The organism is Pseudomonas putida (assembly GCF_002025705.1).
GTDB classification, from domain to species: domain Bacteria; phylum Pseudomonadota; class Gammaproteobacteria; order Pseudomonadales; family Pseudomonadaceae; genus Aquipseudomonas; species Aquipseudomonas putida_J.
In genome coordinates this window covers 3,167,555-3,183,806 of sequence record NZ_CP018846.1, presented here as the reverse complement: position 1 = coordinate 3,183,806, position 16,252 = coordinate 3,167,555, and the positions used below count along the sequence as shown (strand labels likewise).

Genomic DNA, 16,252 nt, shown 5'->3' with positions numbered 1-16,252 from the left:
GAGTGAATGCCATGCAACAACTGATGGTTCCGGATATCGGCGACTTCAAGGACCTGCCCGTGGTGGAGGTTTTGATCAAGGCCGGAGACGTGGTCGCCGTGGAGCAGCCGCTGATCGTGCTCGAGTCCGACAAGGCGGTGATGGATGTGCCCAGCACCTTGCAGTGCATCATTCGCCAGGTGCTGATAAAGCCAGGTGACAAGGTCTCGCGCGGCAGTGTAATCGCCGATATCGAGCCGGCTGGAGTGCATGCTGCGCCCGACGAGGCCGCGCCGCTGGTGAGCCTTGAGCCGGTGGCCGCTACGCCTGCTGCCTTACCGGCACCTGCCGCTGAAAGCGCAAGGAAGCCACAACTGGCGCTGGCCGGTCCGGCTGTGCGCAAGCTGGCACGTGAACTGGCCGTCGAACTCGAACAGGTATCGGCCACCGGCCCCAACGGCCGGCTGCTGCGCGAGGACGTGCTGGCCTTCGTCAAGGCACAGCGCGAACGGCCAACTGCCAGCGTTGGCGACGGGCTGGGCCTGCTGCCCTGGCCGGAAGTGGACTTCAGCCAGTTCGGCCCGGTCGAGCGCCGTTCGTTGTCGCGTATCAAGCGCCTCTCGGCGGCCAACTTGCACCGCAACTGGGTGCGTATTCCCCACGTCACCAACCACAGCCAGGCCGATGTCAGCGAGCTCGAAGCGTTGCGCGTGCAGCTCAACCAGGAAGTGCGAGACGGGCAAGCCAAGGTCACCTTGCTGGCGTTCCTGATCAAGGCCTGCGTGGCGGCACTGCAGCGCTTCCCGCAGTTCAACGTGAGCCTTGAGGGCGACGAGGTGGTGCAGAAGCACTACTTCAACATCGGCTTCGCCGCCGACACGCCCAATGGTCTGGTGGTGCCGGTGATCCGCGATGCCGACCGCAAGGGCATCGCAGCGCTGGCTGCGGAAATGGCTGAGCTTTCGCAGCTGGCGCGGGCCGGCAAGCTTTCTCCGGCACAGATGCAGGGCGGTTGCTTCTCCATCTCGTCCCTGGGCGGCATTGGCGGGGGCCATTTCACCCCGATCATCAATGCACCCGAGGTGGCGATCCTCGGCGTCGGTCGCGCCGAGTTGCAACCGCGCTGGGACGGCAATGCCTTCCAGCCGCGCCTGCAACTGCCGCTGTCGCTGTCCTGGGATCACCGCGCAGTGGACGGTGCCGAGGCTGGACGCTTCCTTGCCTACCTGGCGACGCTGCTCGGCGACTTCCGCCGGGTGCTGGTCTGACAACAACAATCAGGAGAATCGAAATGAGCGTTTCCCCAACCCGCAGCGCGGTGATCGCCGAAGGCGAGCGCGTGGTGCCGATGAAAATGGCGCACCTGGTGTTCCGCTGTGCCGACCGCAAGGCAATGGTCGACTGGTACCGCAAGCTGTTTCAGGCCGAACTGGTGTTCGAGGACGAGATCCTCACCTTCATTACCTACGACGACGAACACCATCGCCTGGCCTTCTTCAACATGCCGCACTTGCCACCCAAGTGCGACGAGGTGACCGGGGTGCACCACATCGCCTACAGCTACGCGCATATCGACGACTTGTTACGCACGTACCTGCGCCTGAAGGAGGAGGGTATCAGACCCTACTGGTGCATCAATCACGGCCCCACTACCTCGCTGTACTTCCGCGACCCGGAAGGCAATGACATCGAGCTGCAAGTGGACAACTTCAGCGAGGCCGCCGACGCCGCAGCGTTCTTCCATAGCGACACCTTCGCCAATGACCCCATTGGCCTGGAGTTCGACCCCGATGCCATGGTCGAGCTATGGCTTGGCGGTGCCAGCGAAACCGAATTGTGCCGCCTGGGTACCGCCGGTACCGGTACCCGTACCCTGCTTGGATGAGGAGAGACCTATGAAACTGTGCACGTTCAAGACGCCTGGCGGCCTGCAGGGTGTCGGTATCGTCGTGGAGGGGGGCGTGGTCCGCATCGCCGATCACCTGTCCGCCGCACCGCGTGAAATGGTCGGGTTGATCGCCGAGTGGCAGCTCTGGCAAGAGCCGCTGCGGCGCCTGGCGCAGCTCCAGCCTGCGGACTTTGCGCTGGACGAAGTGACGCTCATGGCGCCAGTGCCGCAGCCGGGGAAAATCCTCGGTATCGGCTTGAACTATGCCGACCATGTCGCCGAGTCCGGCATGGCCACACCGGCTGACCAACTGTGGTTCGCCAAGATGAACACGTCAGCCAACGGGCCCTATGCCGCCATCGACCTGCCGCTGGTGTCGGCGCAGTTGGACTACGAGGCGGAAATGGTATTCGTGATCGGCAAACGCTGCCGTCACGTCAGCCGCGAACAGGCCCCAGAAGTGATCTTCGGTTATTGCGTGGGTAACGACGTGAGCGTGCGCGACTGGCAATTGCGCACTTCGCAATTCGTGCTGGGCAAAGCCTTTGACGGGCACGCGCCTTTTGGGCCGTGGCTGGTCACCCCGGACGAAGTGGGCAACCCCCATGAGCTTGGCATCCGCTGCTTCGTCAACGGTGAGCAGCGCCAGGGCTCCAATACCCGTGAACTGATCTTCGATTGTTACCAGCAAGTCGAACACCTTTCAAAAGTGATGACCCTCGAGCCGGGCGACGTGATCTACACCGGCACGCCGGGTGGGGTTGGCATTGGTTTCAAGCCACCGCGCTGGTTGCGCGAGGGTGATCGGGTAAGGGTGGAGATCGACGGTCTGGGGAGCATCGAAAACGTCGTCCGAGCAGAGCAACCGGGGGGCGATGGCCATGCAGCCTGAAACGATCGCGCAGCACATCCTGCACCTGGAGAGTGAGCGCTGCCGCGCGCTGGTGCAGCGTGATGTACAAGCCCTGGCGGCGTTGATGGACGATCGCCTGGTGCACGTCCATGCCACCGGCAAGGTCGACGACAAGGCACAGTACCTGGCAATGGTCTCCGGGCACATCGACTTTCTCAGCGTCGAGCGCGCGGACATGCGTGTGCGTGTGCACGGCGACACGGCCATCGCCAGTGGCCGCCTGGAGCAGGCCATCGTCTTGCGCGAGAGCGGCGAGCAGCGGCTGATGAGAGCCTACGCCACCCAGGTATGGATTCGCAGCGAGGGCGCTTGGCGCCAGTGTGCTTTCCACGCCACCAACACCTGATCCATGCAAGTACGCAGGCCGGTCCCGGCCTGCGTCGGCAGGGACGCCGGCCCCCACGATAACGACACAAAACAACAACAAGAGTCCCTATCCATGAATAACATCCGGGTGAAAGCGCTGGGTGCGGTGCTGGCCGCCTTTGCGATTATCGATTGCCATGCCGAGCCGGTCGACGAGCCCGCCGAGGGCACCATGTTCCGCAGCCTGTTTGGCGACAGCCTGCAACGCGACTACGGTATCAGCACCTCTTTCCTGCTCGACATCGGCTATTCGCGAAACAACCGCTCAACCCAGGATGAGCGCCGCGACGGGCTGAGCAACCTGCCCATTAGTGGTTTCTCTGATGAGGGCTTCGAGTTGGGCAGCCTGCATCTGTTCGTCGACAAGCCGCTCAAGGCCAACCTCATTCCGCGCATCACCCCCTTGCCCGGCCCCGCACCGGACACGGCGGATTTCGGTTTCACTTTCGAGACCTTGTACGGGCGCAACGCGCAGTTTTCCAGGGCCTTTGGCTGGGACATGCATTGGGGTGTCAATTCGCCAGGTGACGATGACACTGAAAAAGCCCGGCGGGACAGGCAGAACTTCGTTTCCACGCCCAACCTTGCCGCCACCGCCTATCTGCCGTACGGACCCGGGTTCACGCTGATGGCGGGTATCTTCGGCCCGGCTTTCGGCTACGAGATCCCGCCAAATATTCGCCTGGCCCGCAACCCCTTCGCCAGCCGTACCTACGCCTTCGTCAGCAACCTGGTGACTGTCAGCGGCGTCATGATCAGCAGCCGGCTGGTTGACAGCCCGCATGGGCTGTTGGGGGTGGAACTGGGCGTGGCCCAAGGCTGGAGCAACCTGCGTGACAACAATGACGACAAAGCGCTGTTCGGCGCACTGCGCTGGCGCACGGCGGACATGCAGACCTGGGTCGACTATGAGTTCATGGTCGGCAACCAGGAGAACCACAGCGTCAAGGACGTGCAAGCGCCGACATCACGGCTGATCTCCCCGGACGGCCAGCTCAGGCAACAGCATTCGCTGAACGGCTGGCACCGCTTTGACGAGCGCTGGTCGATGGGCGCGGAACTGGTTTACGGCCGCCAGGATGGCGATGGCAAACCGAGCACCGTCGACATCGTCACCGGGCCAGGCTTCGACGGTGCGCATTGGTGGGGCGCCAATGCGGTGCTTACCTATCAGGTGCGGCCGGACTTGTCCTTCTCGGTGCGCGGCGAGCACTTCAGCGACCCGGACGGCTTCACGCTGTTCCCCACAACCACTGCGCGCGGGGACTTCAATGCAATCACCACGGGTTTTCGCTACGACGTCAGCACGCACCTCTCGCTACGCCCAGAATTGCGCTATGACTGGTTCGATGCCCGCGAACATGACCGCCCATTCGGCAATGGACGAGACCGCACGCAGCTGACTGCGATGGTGGAAGCGTTGCTGTATTTCTGAACCCAATGAAAAAAGCCCTGGCAGTGCGCACTGCCAGGGCCAGGTTGCTCGCGCAGTTCAGGCGCTGGCGGCGCAGCGCCTGGCAAAAGCCAGTTGCTGGAACTGGAACGCTTCGCCCATGCGGTGAAAGTCGATGCAATGGCCGGCGTCCCGGAACAGGGCGGCGTCCATGGCCGGGCAATTGACAAAGGCTTGGGCAAAACGCTGCACAGTAGCTTCATCGACGGGCCACAACTGCTCGAACTCCGGTTGCCGATAATGCACGGGCACCTTCACCTGCGCTGCGAGGCGCCCGACCTGCCTGGGCCACTGCATGCCGATGTCCACAAGCTCACTGCGCGGGGCAGGGGCGCACGCGGCATGGCTGGCCTGGGGCATGATGGTATGGTCGTAGGTGGCCTGCGGCCCGAAGAAAAAGCCATCCATTGCCTGGGGCGGCACACTGACCAGAGCTTGTTGCGCAGGCACACTGTTCCACTTGTCTTTGGAGGCGGGTACCGGGTCGAGCCCGACGCCAGAAAGCGCGATGCCCAGCAGCGGCCAGGAAGGCTGGCGCGCAGCAATGGCGATGCTGATGGCCGCGCCGATGGAATGGCCGATCAGGACGATACCGCTGGCGTTGTGTGGGTAGTTGTGCCAAAGGTCCTGGATGGCGGAGTCGAGGATCTCTGCGTTGTCGAGGATGCTTGGTGCGTTCTCGGCGTAGGCTGCGCTGATGCCGTAACCCGGGCGGTCGATGGCAAAGATGGGTAGCCCTTGTGCCTGTGCCCGGTCCAGCAACGAATGGCCCGGCACGTCGAAGTAACGGGAGCTGTAGGTGCCGCCATGGATGGCCACAATCAGTGGCAGCGGCTCCACGCTCTCGATTTCGGGCACGCGGCCGCGCCCCGACAGCGAGACGCCCAGGCCGCGGAAAACGTATTCCTGTTTGCACATCGGTTTTGCTCCTCTTGTTGTTCTTGTGTGTGGCGCTGTAATCGGGTGTCAGTCGGCGAGCCAGGCCTGTGCGTTCTCGCGAATGGCGCTTTCCAGCTTGCTACCGCGGGTGGCGAATGTGCGGTTCAGCGGGAAACCGCTTTTCTCCAGCAGGTAGGCCAAGGGCGCATACTCGCGCGGGTAGCGCGCCAGCACCTGCGCATCGATGGCCACCGGCCCGCAGGGGAAGGTGAATCCGCCCATGTCATAGATGCTCTGGCGTTTGAGCAGTTTCCACTGGCCATCGCGCTTTTCGGCGAGGTCATAAAAGCGGTTGTGTACGCTGCAGCCCAGGTCCAGGCGCACATTTTCGGCGACGATCACCGCATTGGTCTCGACGATGGCACGGTCGCCGTTGATCTGTACCACGGGCGTACCGATCAGGTGCTTGGTGCGCAGGTCGGAGGCGCCCATGCGCCGGGAGCCCTCGATGAACCCTGTGAACGGGCCTTCGTACCAGGTGATTTCGATCACGCCGTCGGGGTGGAACAGCGTGGCCAGTTGCTCCCATTGGCCGAGGTCCCGGTGGATCCAGCCGGTGATGAGGTCGGTAATCTGTAGGCGGTCGTGCAGGTAGCTGTTCATGGTGCAGTACTCATGGGGATAGACAATCAGCCCAAGCTTCTTCCCGTTCTGAAGTAAACTCAAATAGATTGATCTGAACGATTGATCATAAAAAATGAACGGAGTTGAAGATGGAGCTGCGTCACCTGCGTTATTTCTTGGCCGTGGCTGAAGAGGCGCATTTTGGCCGTGCGGCCAAGCGCCTGCATATCGTGCAGTCGGCGTTGAGCATGCAGATACGGGCACTGGAGGAGGAACTCGGTGGCCCGCTGTTCGTGCGCACCAGCCGCCGGGTCGAGTTGACGGAGGCCGGCACGCTGTTTTGCGCAGAAGCGCAGCGCACCCTGGCGCAGGCTGCGCATGCCCAGCAGACGGTACAGCGGGCCATGCGCGGCGAGATGGGTACGGTGCGCATCGGCTTTGCCGGTAATGCGGTTTTCAGCGGGCGGCTGATGGTCGCCGTGCGAGCGTTTCATGCGGCCTATCCGCAGGCCGAACTGGTGCTGCGTGAACTGGCGCCGCAGCAGCAGGTTGAAGCGATTCAGGCCGGGGAGCTGGATGTCGGTTACGCCCCCAGCCATGGCGGCCAGATCGTTGACGCTTTGCTGTGCTTCGAGCGAATCGGGACCTGGCCGTTGCTGGTGGCGATGCCCGACAGCCATCCTCTGGTCGACGCCAACCCTCTGCAGGTTTCCATGCTGGGTGAAGCGTCACTGATCGTGTATGCCGCCCATGGCGCCGACGAGAACATGCTGCGTGGCTTGCGCCAGGCACTTGGGCGCGAGCCCAAGGTGCACCGCACCGGCAGCACCCTCAGCCTGCTGGCGCTGGTGGCCGCCGGCCTGGGTGTGGCGCTGGTGCCGGAACCGCTGCTGCAGGTGAACATACCGGGCGTCGCTTATCGCCAGCTCGACGGCATCGAGCAGCAAGCAGACCTGCTGCTGGTCAGTCGCAATGACGAGGTGAACGGTGCCGTGCGAGCATTTTTGCAGGTGGCACGCCAAGCGCAGGCTTAGGCGCGCGACTGGCCAATGGCGTCGCGCACGGCTTCAAGGGCCTGGCGGAATTCGTCCTTGCGGGTGACGAAGCGTGCGGTAGGCGCGACCACCGACACCGCATGAGGCCCCATCAGTGTCGGAAGCAGAACGCTGATGGCGCTGACGCCAGGGGTATGCTCCTCGTTGTCCAGGGCGATGCCTGTGCCGCGGATCTTCGTGATCTGTTCAAGCAACGCAGGCAGCTCCAGGGTATTGGCGGTAAGTTTTTGTGGCGCGGGTGTCAGCCACTGCACGATGCTGTCGTCCGTCAAGGTCGACAGCAACACCTTGCCATCCGCCGTGGCGTGCATGGGCATCGAGCGGCCCAGCGGAATCACCACCCGCAGCTCGTTTTCACCAATCACCCGGAAGATCGCGTGGGTCTGCTGGCCACGGATGCACGACAGCACCACGGTCTCGCCAAGCGCTTCGCCAAGTTCTTCCAGTGACTGCCTGGCGATGGAAATGATGTCGCCATGGGCCTGATGAATCAGCTCGCCCAAGGCCGGCCCCAGGCGATAGCCGCTGCCGGGCAGGGCCTCCACCAGCTTCTCCACCTCCAGCGCAGCAATGATGCGTTGCACGGTAGAGCGTGGCAGGCCGACGGCCTGGGCGATGGCCGCCAGGCTCAAGCCCTGCGGTTGCGCGCCCAGGGCACGCATGATGGCGCTGGCCCGGGCAATGACCTGAATGCCACCACTGCGCAGCTCTTCTGCTGCCTTTTCTTTCTCAACGCTCATTTCATTCCTCGAAAACCGACGGGCCGGCTGCACCTTGGCGGCCGGCCCGAGTGTACAGGTTCATCGCCTCATCGACAGCGGCTGGATATTTCGAAGCTGGTTTTCTTCAAAAACATGTGTGTATCATAATGCGGTACACGGTACTGCATGGTGGTTAAATATTGCTTCCCGAGGGTGTCCTCGGGCAAGTGACCGCCCCGGTGCCTTGCCCAAGGAGAAACGATGAATATCAGAATCATGCAGAACTTCGGCGCGTTGCTGTCGATGACACTCGTGCTGTGCGCTTGTGAAAAGCCGCAGCAGACGATAGATACCTCGGCCCCCGAAGTGGGCGTGGTCGAGCTCAAGGAGCAGGATGTGTTGCTCAGCAGCGACCTGCCTGGGCGAACCTCGGCCTACCGGGTGGCTGAAGTGCGTCCGCAGGTCAGCGGAATCGTGCAGAAGCGCCTGTTCACCGAAGGCGCCGTGGTTCGAAAAGGGCAACAGCTGTACCAGATCGAACCGGCGTTGTATCAGGCCGCGTTCGACAAGGCCGAGGCCAGCCGCGATACCGCCCGCAACCTGGCCCAGCGCTACCAGCGCCTGCTCGAGACCAAGGCCATCAGCCGCCAGCAGCTCGACGATGCCCAGGCCAACTGGAAGCAGGCCGAAGCCGAACTGAAGACCGCGCACATCAACCTGGAGTACACCCGTGTGCTGTCGCCGATCAACGGCCGCATCAGCCGCTCGAACGTCACCGAAGGTGCCCTGGTCAGTGCCCAGCAGAGTCAGGAACTGGCCACCATCAACCAGCTGGACCCGATCTACGTGGACGTCACCCAAGCCTCCACCGACCTGTTGCGGCTGCGCCGCGAGCTGGACGCCGGGCACCTGGCCATGGTGGGACCAGGCGAGGTGAAGGTCGACCTGACGTTGGAAGACGGTACGCCCTACGCCCACCCCGGGGCGCTGAAGTTCTCCGAGGTGACGGTTGACCCCAGTACGGGCGCGGTGACGCTACGGGCGCAGTTTCCCAATCCGGACGGCATCCTGATGCCTGGGATGTTCGTCCATGGCGCGCTGGCCGAAGGGGTACGCCACAAGGCGGTCCTGGTGCCGCAACAAGGCGTGACACGTGACCTTAAAGGCGAGGCTACCGCGTGGATCGTGGGCGAGGGCGACAAGGCCGAGCTTCGGCACATTCGCACCACACGCACGGTTGGCAACCAATGGCTCGTGGAGTCTGGCCTGCGTGCCGGCGAGCGGGTCGTCACCGAAGGCGTCCAGCGTGTTCGCCCAGGCATCGTGCTCGAGCCTGTGGCCGCCAGCAACGTCGCGCCTCTGCAATCCCTGGCAAGCTCGCAGCAATAGAACTGCCCCGGCATAGCCGCCTCTTTCCGGTACATACAAATGGCATCGTTTTTCATCAACCGGCCGATCTTCGCCTGGGTGATCGCTATCGTGATCATGCTCGCGGGCAGCTTCAGCATCCTCAAGCTGCCGGTCAACCAATACCCCAACATCGCCGCCCCGGCGGTGAGTATCACCGTCACCTACCCCGGTGCTTCGGCACAGACCGTGCAGGACACCGTGGTGCAAGTGATCGAGCAACAGCTGAACAACCTCGACGGCCTTCGCTATATCTCGTCGGAGAGCAACAGCGATGGCAGCATGACCATCATCGTCACCTTCGACCAGGGTACCGACCCGGACATCGCCCAGGTGCAGGTGCAGAACAAGCTGCAGCTGGCCACCCCATTGCTGCCTGAAGAAGTGCAGCGCCAAGGGCTGCGGGTCGCCAAGTACCAGATCAACTTCATGCTGATCGTCGGGCTGTATTCCGAAGACGGCAAGATGGATGATTTCGACATCGGCAACTACATCGCGTCCAACCTCAAGGACCCGATTACCCGCGTGAAAGGCGTGGGCGACTTCCAGATGCTGGCGGCGCAGTATGCGATGCGTATCTGGATGGACCCGCAGAAACTGCTCGGTTACCAACTGACGCCTCAGGATGTCATCGAGGCGGTGAAGTCGGAGAACGTCCAGGTCTCCTCCGGTGCCCTTGGTGGCTTGCCGACGCATAAAGGTGTGCAACTCAACGCCACGGTGTTGGGCATGACCCGCATGACCAGTGCCGACCAGTTTCTCGACATCCTGCTCAAGGTCAATCCGGACGGCTCGCAAGTACGCCTCAAGGATGTCGCTACGGTGGCACTGGGGGCTGAAGACTTTTCCATTTCCGGCACCTACAACGGCAAGCCTGCTGCTGCCATCGCGCTGCGCCTGGCCAGCGGTGCCAACCTGCTGGATACCGTGCAGCGGGTGCGTGACACAGTGGGTGAGCTTGAGCCCTTCCTGCCTGCGGGCTTGAAGGTGGTCTACCCCTACGACACTTCGCCTGCGGTCGGTGCCTCCATACACGAAGTGGTGAAGACCCTGTTCGAAGGCATCGTGCTGGTGTTCCTGGTGATGTACCTGTTCATGCAGAACCTGCGTGCGACGCTGATCCCAACGCTGGCCGTACCCGTGGTGCTGCTGGGCACTTTCGGGGTACTGGCGGCGTTCGGCTTCACCATCAATATCCTCACCATGTTCGGCATGGTGCTGGCTATCGGCCTGTTGGTGGATGACGCCATCGTGGTGGTGGAGAACGTCGAACGGGTGATGGTGGAAGACAGACTTTCGCCCAAGGAGGCCACCCGCAAATCGATGGGGCAGATCCAGGGTGCGCTGGTAGGTATCGCCATGGTGCTGTCGGCGGTGTTCGTCCCGATGGCGTTCTTTGGTGGTGCCACCGGCATCATCTACCGCCAGTTTTCCATCACCATCGTTTCGGCCATGGCGTTGTCGGTGGTGGTGGCCATGATCTTCACCCCGGCGCTGTGCGCGACATTGCTCAAGCCCATCGGCCATGATCATCATGAGAAGAAGGGGTTCTTCGGCTGGTTCAACCGGACCTTCGACCGCAGCGCCGATCGCTACAAGGCTGGTGTGGTGGGCATTGCCAAGCGCAAGGCGTTGTTCCTGGGCGTTTACGCGCTGATCGTGGTGGCGCTCGGCTGGTTGTTCCCCAAGATCCCGACGGCATTTTTGCCCGGTGAGGACCAGGGCACGATGTTCGTTCAGGTCCAGATGCCGACCAACACCAGTGCTGCACGCACGCAAGTGGTGCTCAACGAGGTCCGTGACTACCTGCTTGAGGAAGAAGGTGGGCTGATCGACTCCGCGTACACGGTGAACGGCTTCAACTTCGCCGGCCGGGGCCAAAGTTCGGGAATGCTGTTCATCGGGCTCAAACCGTGGGAGGAACGCGTGGGCACCGATGACACCACCATTTTTGCACTGGCCCAGCGCCTGCAGGCGCGAACCTCGCAGATCAAGGATGGCACCGTGATCGCCATTGTCCCGCCGGCGATCCTGGAACTGGGCAATGCCATGGGCTTCGATTTCTATCTGCAGGACCGTGTGGGCCTGGGGCATGAGAAGTTGATTGCCGCCCGCGACCAGTTTCTGCAGTTGGCTGCGGCCGACCCGGTGCTGGCCAACGTCCGCCCCAATGGCATGAACGATGAGCCGCAGTATCAGATTGTCATCGATAAAGAAAAGGCCCGTGCGCTGCAGGTGAGCATCAGCGACATCAACAACACGATGAGCAGCGCATGGGGGGCATCGTATATCAACGACTTCATCGATCGCGGGCGGGTCAAGAAAGTGTACGTGCAGGGCGAAATCAGCTCGCGGATATCGCCTGAAGATTTCAGCAAGTGGTACGTGCGCAATGCGAAGGGAGAAATGGTCAAGTTCTCTTCCTTTGCCCACGGTTACTGGACCTACGGTTCGCCAAAGCTTGAGCGCTTCAATGGTGTGCCGGCGGTGGAGATTCAGGGTGAGCCTGCGCCGGGCTACAGCTCGGGGGATGCCATGCAGGCCGTTGCGCGCATCATCGCCAAGCTGCCCGAGGGAGTTGGCCTGCAGTACACCGGTATTTCCTATGAAGAACGTCTGTCCGGCTCGCAGGCGCCAGCGCTTTATGCGATCTCGGTGCTGATCGTGTTCCTGTGCCTGGCCGCACTCTACGAGAGCTGGTCGGTGCCGCTGGCCGTCATCCTGGTGGTGCCGCTGGGGGTGATCGGTGCGGTGCTGGCCACCCTTGGGCGTGGCCTGGCCAACGACGTGTTCTTCCAGGTTGGCTTACTGACCACCGTGGGCTTGTCGGCGAAGAACGCCATCCTGATCGTCGAGTTCGCCAAGGCGTTGCACGAGCAGGGCATGCCCCTGATGCAGGCGGCAGCGGAGGCGGCGCGCCAGCGGCTGCGCCCGATCATCATGACGTCTTTGGCCTTTGTCCTCGGCGTGCTGCCGCTGGCAATCTCCAGCGGGCCTGGGTCGGGCAGCCAGCACTCCATCGGTACCGGCGTGGTCGGTGGCATGCTCACCGCGACCTTCCTGGCGGTGTTCTTCGTGCCGTTGTTCTTCCTGGTCATCACCCGCCTGTTCAGCCGCAAGGCGCAGCAGGCCAATACCGAGGCTCAAGGAGAGCGCGCATGAGACACGGCAAACTGAAGACCGCCCTGGCACTGGCCGTGAGCCTGGTCAGCGGTTGCTCGCTGATCCCGCAATACCACCGGCCAGTAGCGCCAGTGGCCAATGACTGGGTTGACGCGCAGGCAAGTACGCAGCCGCTCCTGCCGTGGAGGACGTTCTTCGAAGACCCGCAGCTCAAGGCCCTGATCGCAGACGCGCTGGCGCACAACCGCGACCTGCGCGTGTCGCTGCTCAATATCGAGAAGGCCCAGGCGCAGTACCGTATACGGCGTGCCGACTTGTTGCCGTCGATCAATGCCACGGTGTCCGGCAGCAGCCAGCGCACGCCAGCGGACGTGTCCAGCGACGGACGCACGGGCACCAGCCACCGGTATGACGCAGGTGTTGGCTTCGCTTCCTACGAGCTGGATTTCTTCGGCCGTGTGCGCAGCCTTGATGAGCAGGCGCTGGAGCTTTACTTGCAGACCGTCGAGGCGCAGCGCAGTGCCCAGATTGCACTGGTTGCGGAGGTTGCAAACGCCTACTACCAGTTGCAGGCGGACATGCAGTTGCTGGCGTTGAGCAAGCAGACCCTGGAGAGCCAGCAGCAAAGTTACCTGACCACTCGTAGCAGCTACGAGGAGGACGTTGCCACAGAGCTGGACCTGAGCCAGGCGCAAAGCACCGTGCGCTTGGCCCAGGCCAGCCAGGCCAAGTACCAGCGGCTGATGGAGCAGGACCGCAATGCGCTGGTGCTGCTGGTGGGCAAGCCGCTGGCCCCCGAGCGAATGGCCGCGGTCGGGCCTGAGGCGTTAGAGCTGGGCGAGGCCCTGCCTGCAGGGCTGCCATCGCAGATACTGACCCAGCGCCCGGACATACTCGCTGCCGAACACGCGCTCAAGGCCGCCAATGCAAACATCGGCGCCGCCCGTGCAGCATTCTTCCCGAGCATCAGCCTGACCGCTTCGGCGGGCTCGGCCAGCAGGCAACTGGGCGATCTGTTTTCGGGCGGGCAGGGGGCTTGGAGTTTCGTGCCGTCGATCAATGTGCCGATTTTCAACTGGGGCCGCAACCAGGCCAATCTCGACGTAGCCAAGGTGCAGTCCTCGATCGAGGTTGCCAACTACCAGAAGGCCATCCAGGTGGCATTCCAGGAGGTGTCCGACGGCCTGGTCGCGCGCGACGAACTGGGCAAGCAGGCCACGGCCCAGGAGCTGCTGGTGAAGGCCAATAGCCGCAGCTACGCACTGGCCGAGCAGCGATTCCAGACGGGCGTGGACACCTACCTCAACAGCCTGGATGCCCAGCGCAACCTCTTCGCTTCGCAGCAAGAGCTGGTAAGCACCCACCTGGAGCGTAGCCAGAACCTGATCGCGCTGTACAAGGCGCTGGGTGGAGGACGTGAGTGATGCGCCCTGATCTCGGCGGACGGATACGGAGGGTCAAGCGATGAGGCGCTGCAAGACTGAGGTCGAGCGCACGCGTCAGCGGCTGCTCGATGCCGCCGAGCGCGTGTTCAGCGACCGCGGCTATGCCGTGGCCAGGCTGGAGGACATCGCCGGTGTCGCCGGCCTGACCCGCGGTTCGATCTACTGGCATTTCCAAGGCAAGCCTGATTTGCTCGATGCCGTGATAGACCGTACCTGGTTTCCCTGGGACCAGTTGCCTGTCGACAATGCGCTTTTGCAGCCAGTGCCGAGCATTCAGGAAATGGCCGGGGTGCTCGGCCAGGGTATCCAGCGAACCCTGCTTGAGCCGCAGTTGAGAAGAAGCGCGGCCATCCTGTTGCAGGTGCGCGAGCTGCGAAGTGTGAGCGAGCGTGTACTGCAGCGTCTGAAGGGTATGCAACGGCGCATCGAGCGCTACGTTGCCCTGGTCCTCGAACAGGCATGGGCGGGCGACCCTGCCCGTTGCGACGGCAATGCCACGGCCAGGGTGATCGGCACCTATCTGTTCGGGGCGCTCAGCCAGGCATTGCTGCTGTGCGGGCCGGGCGAGCAGCACCAGATTGGCCAGGACGTGGAGCGTTTCGTCCTGGCCTTGCTAAGCCCATTGCCGGTGGCGGGACAGGAGGGGCGATTGACCTGTTGAATGCCATGCAGGCGTTTCAGCGCTTGAGAGCCTCATGAGCCAGCACGTTGCGCGTGGTGGTCTCATAGTGGCTGGCCAGCAAGGCGCATGCCTTGTCGACGTCGCGTGCCAGTGCGGCTTCGAGCAATGCCCGATGTTCATGGGGCACATCACGTTCGGTGTCGCCCTGGTAATGGACAGACAGCATGCGGTAGCGCGCCGTCTGGTCGCGTAGCAGGTGCGACAGACGCAGCAGCCAGGGGGAGCGACAGTTGGCGATCAAGGCCTGGTGAAAGGCTTCGTGGGCGTTTTCCCACTCAGGCTTCATCAGGCGCTCGGGCCCTTCTGTAACAGGCAGGCGATCGAGGCGGTGATGGGCGGCGATCAGCTGGCTCTCCCATTCCAGGTCGCCCTGGCCAATGGACTCGGCCAAGGCCTGGCATTCGATCAGCAGTCGCGTCCTGGTGATGTCCAGCAACTCATCTGCCGAGATGCGGCCGACACTGAAACCCTTCTGGTCTTCAGAGGCGACGAAGCCGCTGGTGGCCAGCCGTGACAGCGCTTCGCGCAACGGAATGACCCCGGCATCGTAATGCTCGGCCAGCTCCTTGAGGCGAAGGCGGCTGCCGGGTGCCAGGCGGCCATTGATGATGTCTTCACGCACGCGGGCCTCCAGTTGCGAGGCCATGGTGCGTTTTTCCGAGGCTACGGGCTGAGTAGCCCAGCGTTCGGCTTGATTCATGGGGCAGTACCACGGATGAGGGCTGATGAAGCAGATCATACACAGACGGTGTATTCATAGATAATTCATAGAAAATATATTTTTTAGTTGACTGCATATTTTATCGGGATTAGCTTTGAAACATGCCGCTCTGCCGACGGCTTCTACGAATCAAAACAAGAGGTGTGCTCCATGCGTTATGTTCGTTTCTCCCATCAAGGCCGCCCTGTGTTGGGCGTTCGTACTGCCGAAGGTGTCCGGGTGCTTGGCGAGGAGTCGCTGGAATCGTTGCTGGCACGCGGTGTCGACCTCACGGCATACGGTGCCCAGGCGCAGGGTGCGCTGGTCGAGATTGGCGAACAGGATTACCTGCCGCTGATGAGCCGGCCGAGCAAGATCATCTGCGTGGGCTTGAACTACGCCGACCACACCAAGGAATCGCCTTACGCCCAGCCGGATTACCCCACGCTGTTCCCGCGCTTCAACAGCAGCCTCACGGCCCACAATAAACCGCTGATCCGCCCGCGCATTTCCGACACCCTGGACTACGAGGGCGAAATGGCGGTGGTGCTCAAGAGCGGCGGGCGGCACATCAGCAAGGAGCAGGCGTTGCAGCACGTTGCCGGTTACGCGCTGTTCAACGAAGGTTCGGTGCGCGAGTACCAGTTCAAGTCGCCGCAATGGACCGTGGGCAAGAACTTCGACGACACCGGCGCGTTCGGCCCGGACCTGGTGACGGCGGACGAGCTGCCGGCTGGAGGCAAGGGCCTGCTGCTGCAGACCAGGGTCAATGGCAAGGTGGTGCAGTCGGCCAACACCGATGACATGCTGTTCGACGTGGCCACCATCATCTCCACGCTCAGTGAGGCAGTCACACTGGAGGCTGGTGATGTAATCGTCAGTGGCACCCCGGCAGGCGTTGGTTTCGGGATGGACCCAAAGGTCTACCTGAAAGCAGGTGACGTGGTTGAAGTGTCCATCGAAGGCATCGGTACCCTGGTCAATCCAGTCGTCGACGAAGCCTGATTGATTCCGGGCATTCCCGGCCAGATCGAAGC

Annotated in this window: 15 protein-coding genes; 11 read left to right on the top strand and 4 right to left on the bottom strand. The window is 62.6% G+C overall.

Annotated elements, in window-relative coordinates:
* Nucleotides 1–11 precede the first annotated feature (11 nt).
* The 5 genes from BUQ73_RS14305 (at nt 12) to BUQ73_RS14285 (ending at nt 4,581) form a co-directional block, all read left to right on the top strand.
* The gene (locus BUQ73_RS14305) at nt 12–1,247 is read left to right on the top strand and encodes a 2-oxo acid dehydrogenase subunit E2 (RefSeq protein WP_079228515.1); all 1,236 of its coding nucleotides are present in this window, start codon (nt 12–14) and stop codon (nt 1,245–1,247) included.
* A gap of 23 nt (nt 1,248–1,270) precedes the next feature.
* On the top strand, nt 1,271–1,864 hold the full coding sequence (locus BUQ73_RS14300; RefSeq protein ID WP_079228514.1) for a VOC family protein: 594 nt from the start codon (nt 1,271–1,273) through the stop codon (nt 1,862–1,864).
* A 10-nt stretch (nt 1,865–1,874) separates the two neighbouring features.
* Nucleotides 1,875–2,759 (top strand): fumarylacetoacetate hydrolase family protein, encoded by an 885-nt coding sequence (locus BUQ73_RS14295; protein ID WP_079228513.1) that lies wholly within the window; start codon nt 1,875–1,877, stop codon nt 2,757–2,759.
* Entirely contained in the window at nt 2,749–3,126 is a 378-nt protein-coding gene (locus BUQ73_RS14290; protein ID WP_079230559.1) for a nuclear transport factor 2 family protein, read from the top strand. Before BUQ73_RS14295 ends, BUQ73_RS14290 begins: the two co-directional genes overlap by 11 nt.
* Nucleotides 3,127–3,219: 93 nt before the next feature.
* Nucleotides 3,220–4,581: an outer membrane beta-barrel protein gene (locus tag BUQ73_RS14285; protein ID WP_079228512.1), complete on the top strand. Its 1,362-nt coding sequence runs from the start codon at nt 3,220–3,222 to the stop codon at nt 4,579–4,581.
* Nucleotides 4,582–4,638: 57 nt separating this feature from the next.
* Here the strand turns inward: BUQ73_RS14285 and BUQ73_RS14280 are convergent, their stop codons facing one another.
* Entirely contained in the window at nt 4,639–5,517 is an 879-nt protein-coding gene (locus BUQ73_RS14280) for an alpha/beta hydrolase (RefSeq protein WP_079228511.1), read from the bottom strand.
* A gap of 48 nt (nt 5,518–5,565) precedes the next feature.
* Complete coding sequence (locus tag BUQ73_RS14275; RefSeq protein WP_079228510.1) at nt 5,566–6,141, bottom strand: nuclear transport factor 2 family protein; 576 nt, start codon at nt 6,139–6,141, stop codon at nt 5,566–5,568.
* Between the two features lie 110 nt (nt 6,142–6,251).
* Between BUQ73_RS14275 and BUQ73_RS14270 the strand changes: the two genes are divergently transcribed.
* Nucleotides 6,252–7,136 (top strand): LysR substrate-binding domain-containing protein, encoded by an 885-nt coding sequence (locus BUQ73_RS14270; protein WP_079228509.1) that lies wholly within the window; start codon nt 6,252–6,254, stop codon nt 7,134–7,136.
* On the opposite strand, the gene BUQ73_RS14265 is transcribed toward BUQ73_RS14270, so the two are convergent.
* A complete protein-coding gene (locus BUQ73_RS14265) occupies nt 7,133–7,897 on the bottom strand; it encodes an IclR family transcriptional regulator (protein ID WP_079228508.1) in 765 nt (254 codons plus the stop codon). The two genes, BUQ73_RS14270 and BUQ73_RS14265, sit on opposite strands and share 4 nt — an antisense overlap.
* Nucleotides 7,898–8,119: 222 nt before the next feature.
* Between BUQ73_RS14265 and BUQ73_RS14260 the strand changes: the two genes are divergently transcribed.
* The 4 genes from BUQ73_RS14260 to BUQ73_RS14245 are packed head-to-tail and all read left to right on the top strand — an operon-like array spanning nt 8,120 to nt 14,494.
* Nucleotides 8,120–9,247, top strand: coding sequence for an efflux RND transporter periplasmic adaptor subunit (locus tag BUQ73_RS14260; protein WP_079228507.1), 1,128 nt, complete (start codon nt 8,120–8,122; stop codon nt 9,245–9,247).
* A 39-nt stretch (nt 9,248–9,286) separates the two neighbouring features.
* A complete protein-coding gene (locus tag BUQ73_RS14255; RefSeq protein ID WP_079228506.1) occupies nt 9,287–12,427 on the top strand; it encodes an efflux RND transporter permease subunit in 3,141 nt (1,046 codons plus the stop codon).
* Nucleotides 12,424–13,812: an efflux transporter outer membrane subunit gene (locus tag BUQ73_RS14250; protein WP_079228505.1), complete on the top strand. Its 1,389-nt coding sequence runs from the start codon at nt 12,424–12,426 to the stop codon at nt 13,810–13,812. The genes BUQ73_RS14255 and BUQ73_RS14250 overlap by 4 nt, the downstream gene beginning before the upstream one ends.
* 40 nt (nt 13,813–13,852) lie before the next feature.
* Nucleotides 13,853–14,494, top strand: coding sequence for a TetR family transcriptional regulator (locus tag BUQ73_RS14245; RefSeq protein ID WP_079228504.1), 642 nt, complete (start codon nt 13,853–13,855; stop codon nt 14,492–14,494).
* Between the two features lie 16 nt (nt 14,495–14,510).
* On the opposite strand, the gene BUQ73_RS14240 is transcribed toward BUQ73_RS14245, so the two are convergent.
* A complete protein-coding gene (locus BUQ73_RS14240) occupies nt 14,511–15,215 on the bottom strand; it encodes a GntR family transcriptional regulator (RefSeq protein WP_237772702.1) in 705 nt (234 codons plus the stop codon).
* Nucleotides 15,216–15,386: 171 nt separating this feature from the next.
* On the opposite strand from BUQ73_RS14240, the gene BUQ73_RS14235 reads away from it, so the two are divergent.
* Complete coding sequence (locus BUQ73_RS14235; RefSeq protein WP_079228503.1) at nt 15,387–16,220, top strand: fumarylacetoacetate hydrolase family protein; 834 nt, start codon at nt 15,387–15,389, stop codon at nt 16,218–16,220.
* Nucleotides 16,221–16,252 lie beyond the last annotated feature (32 nt).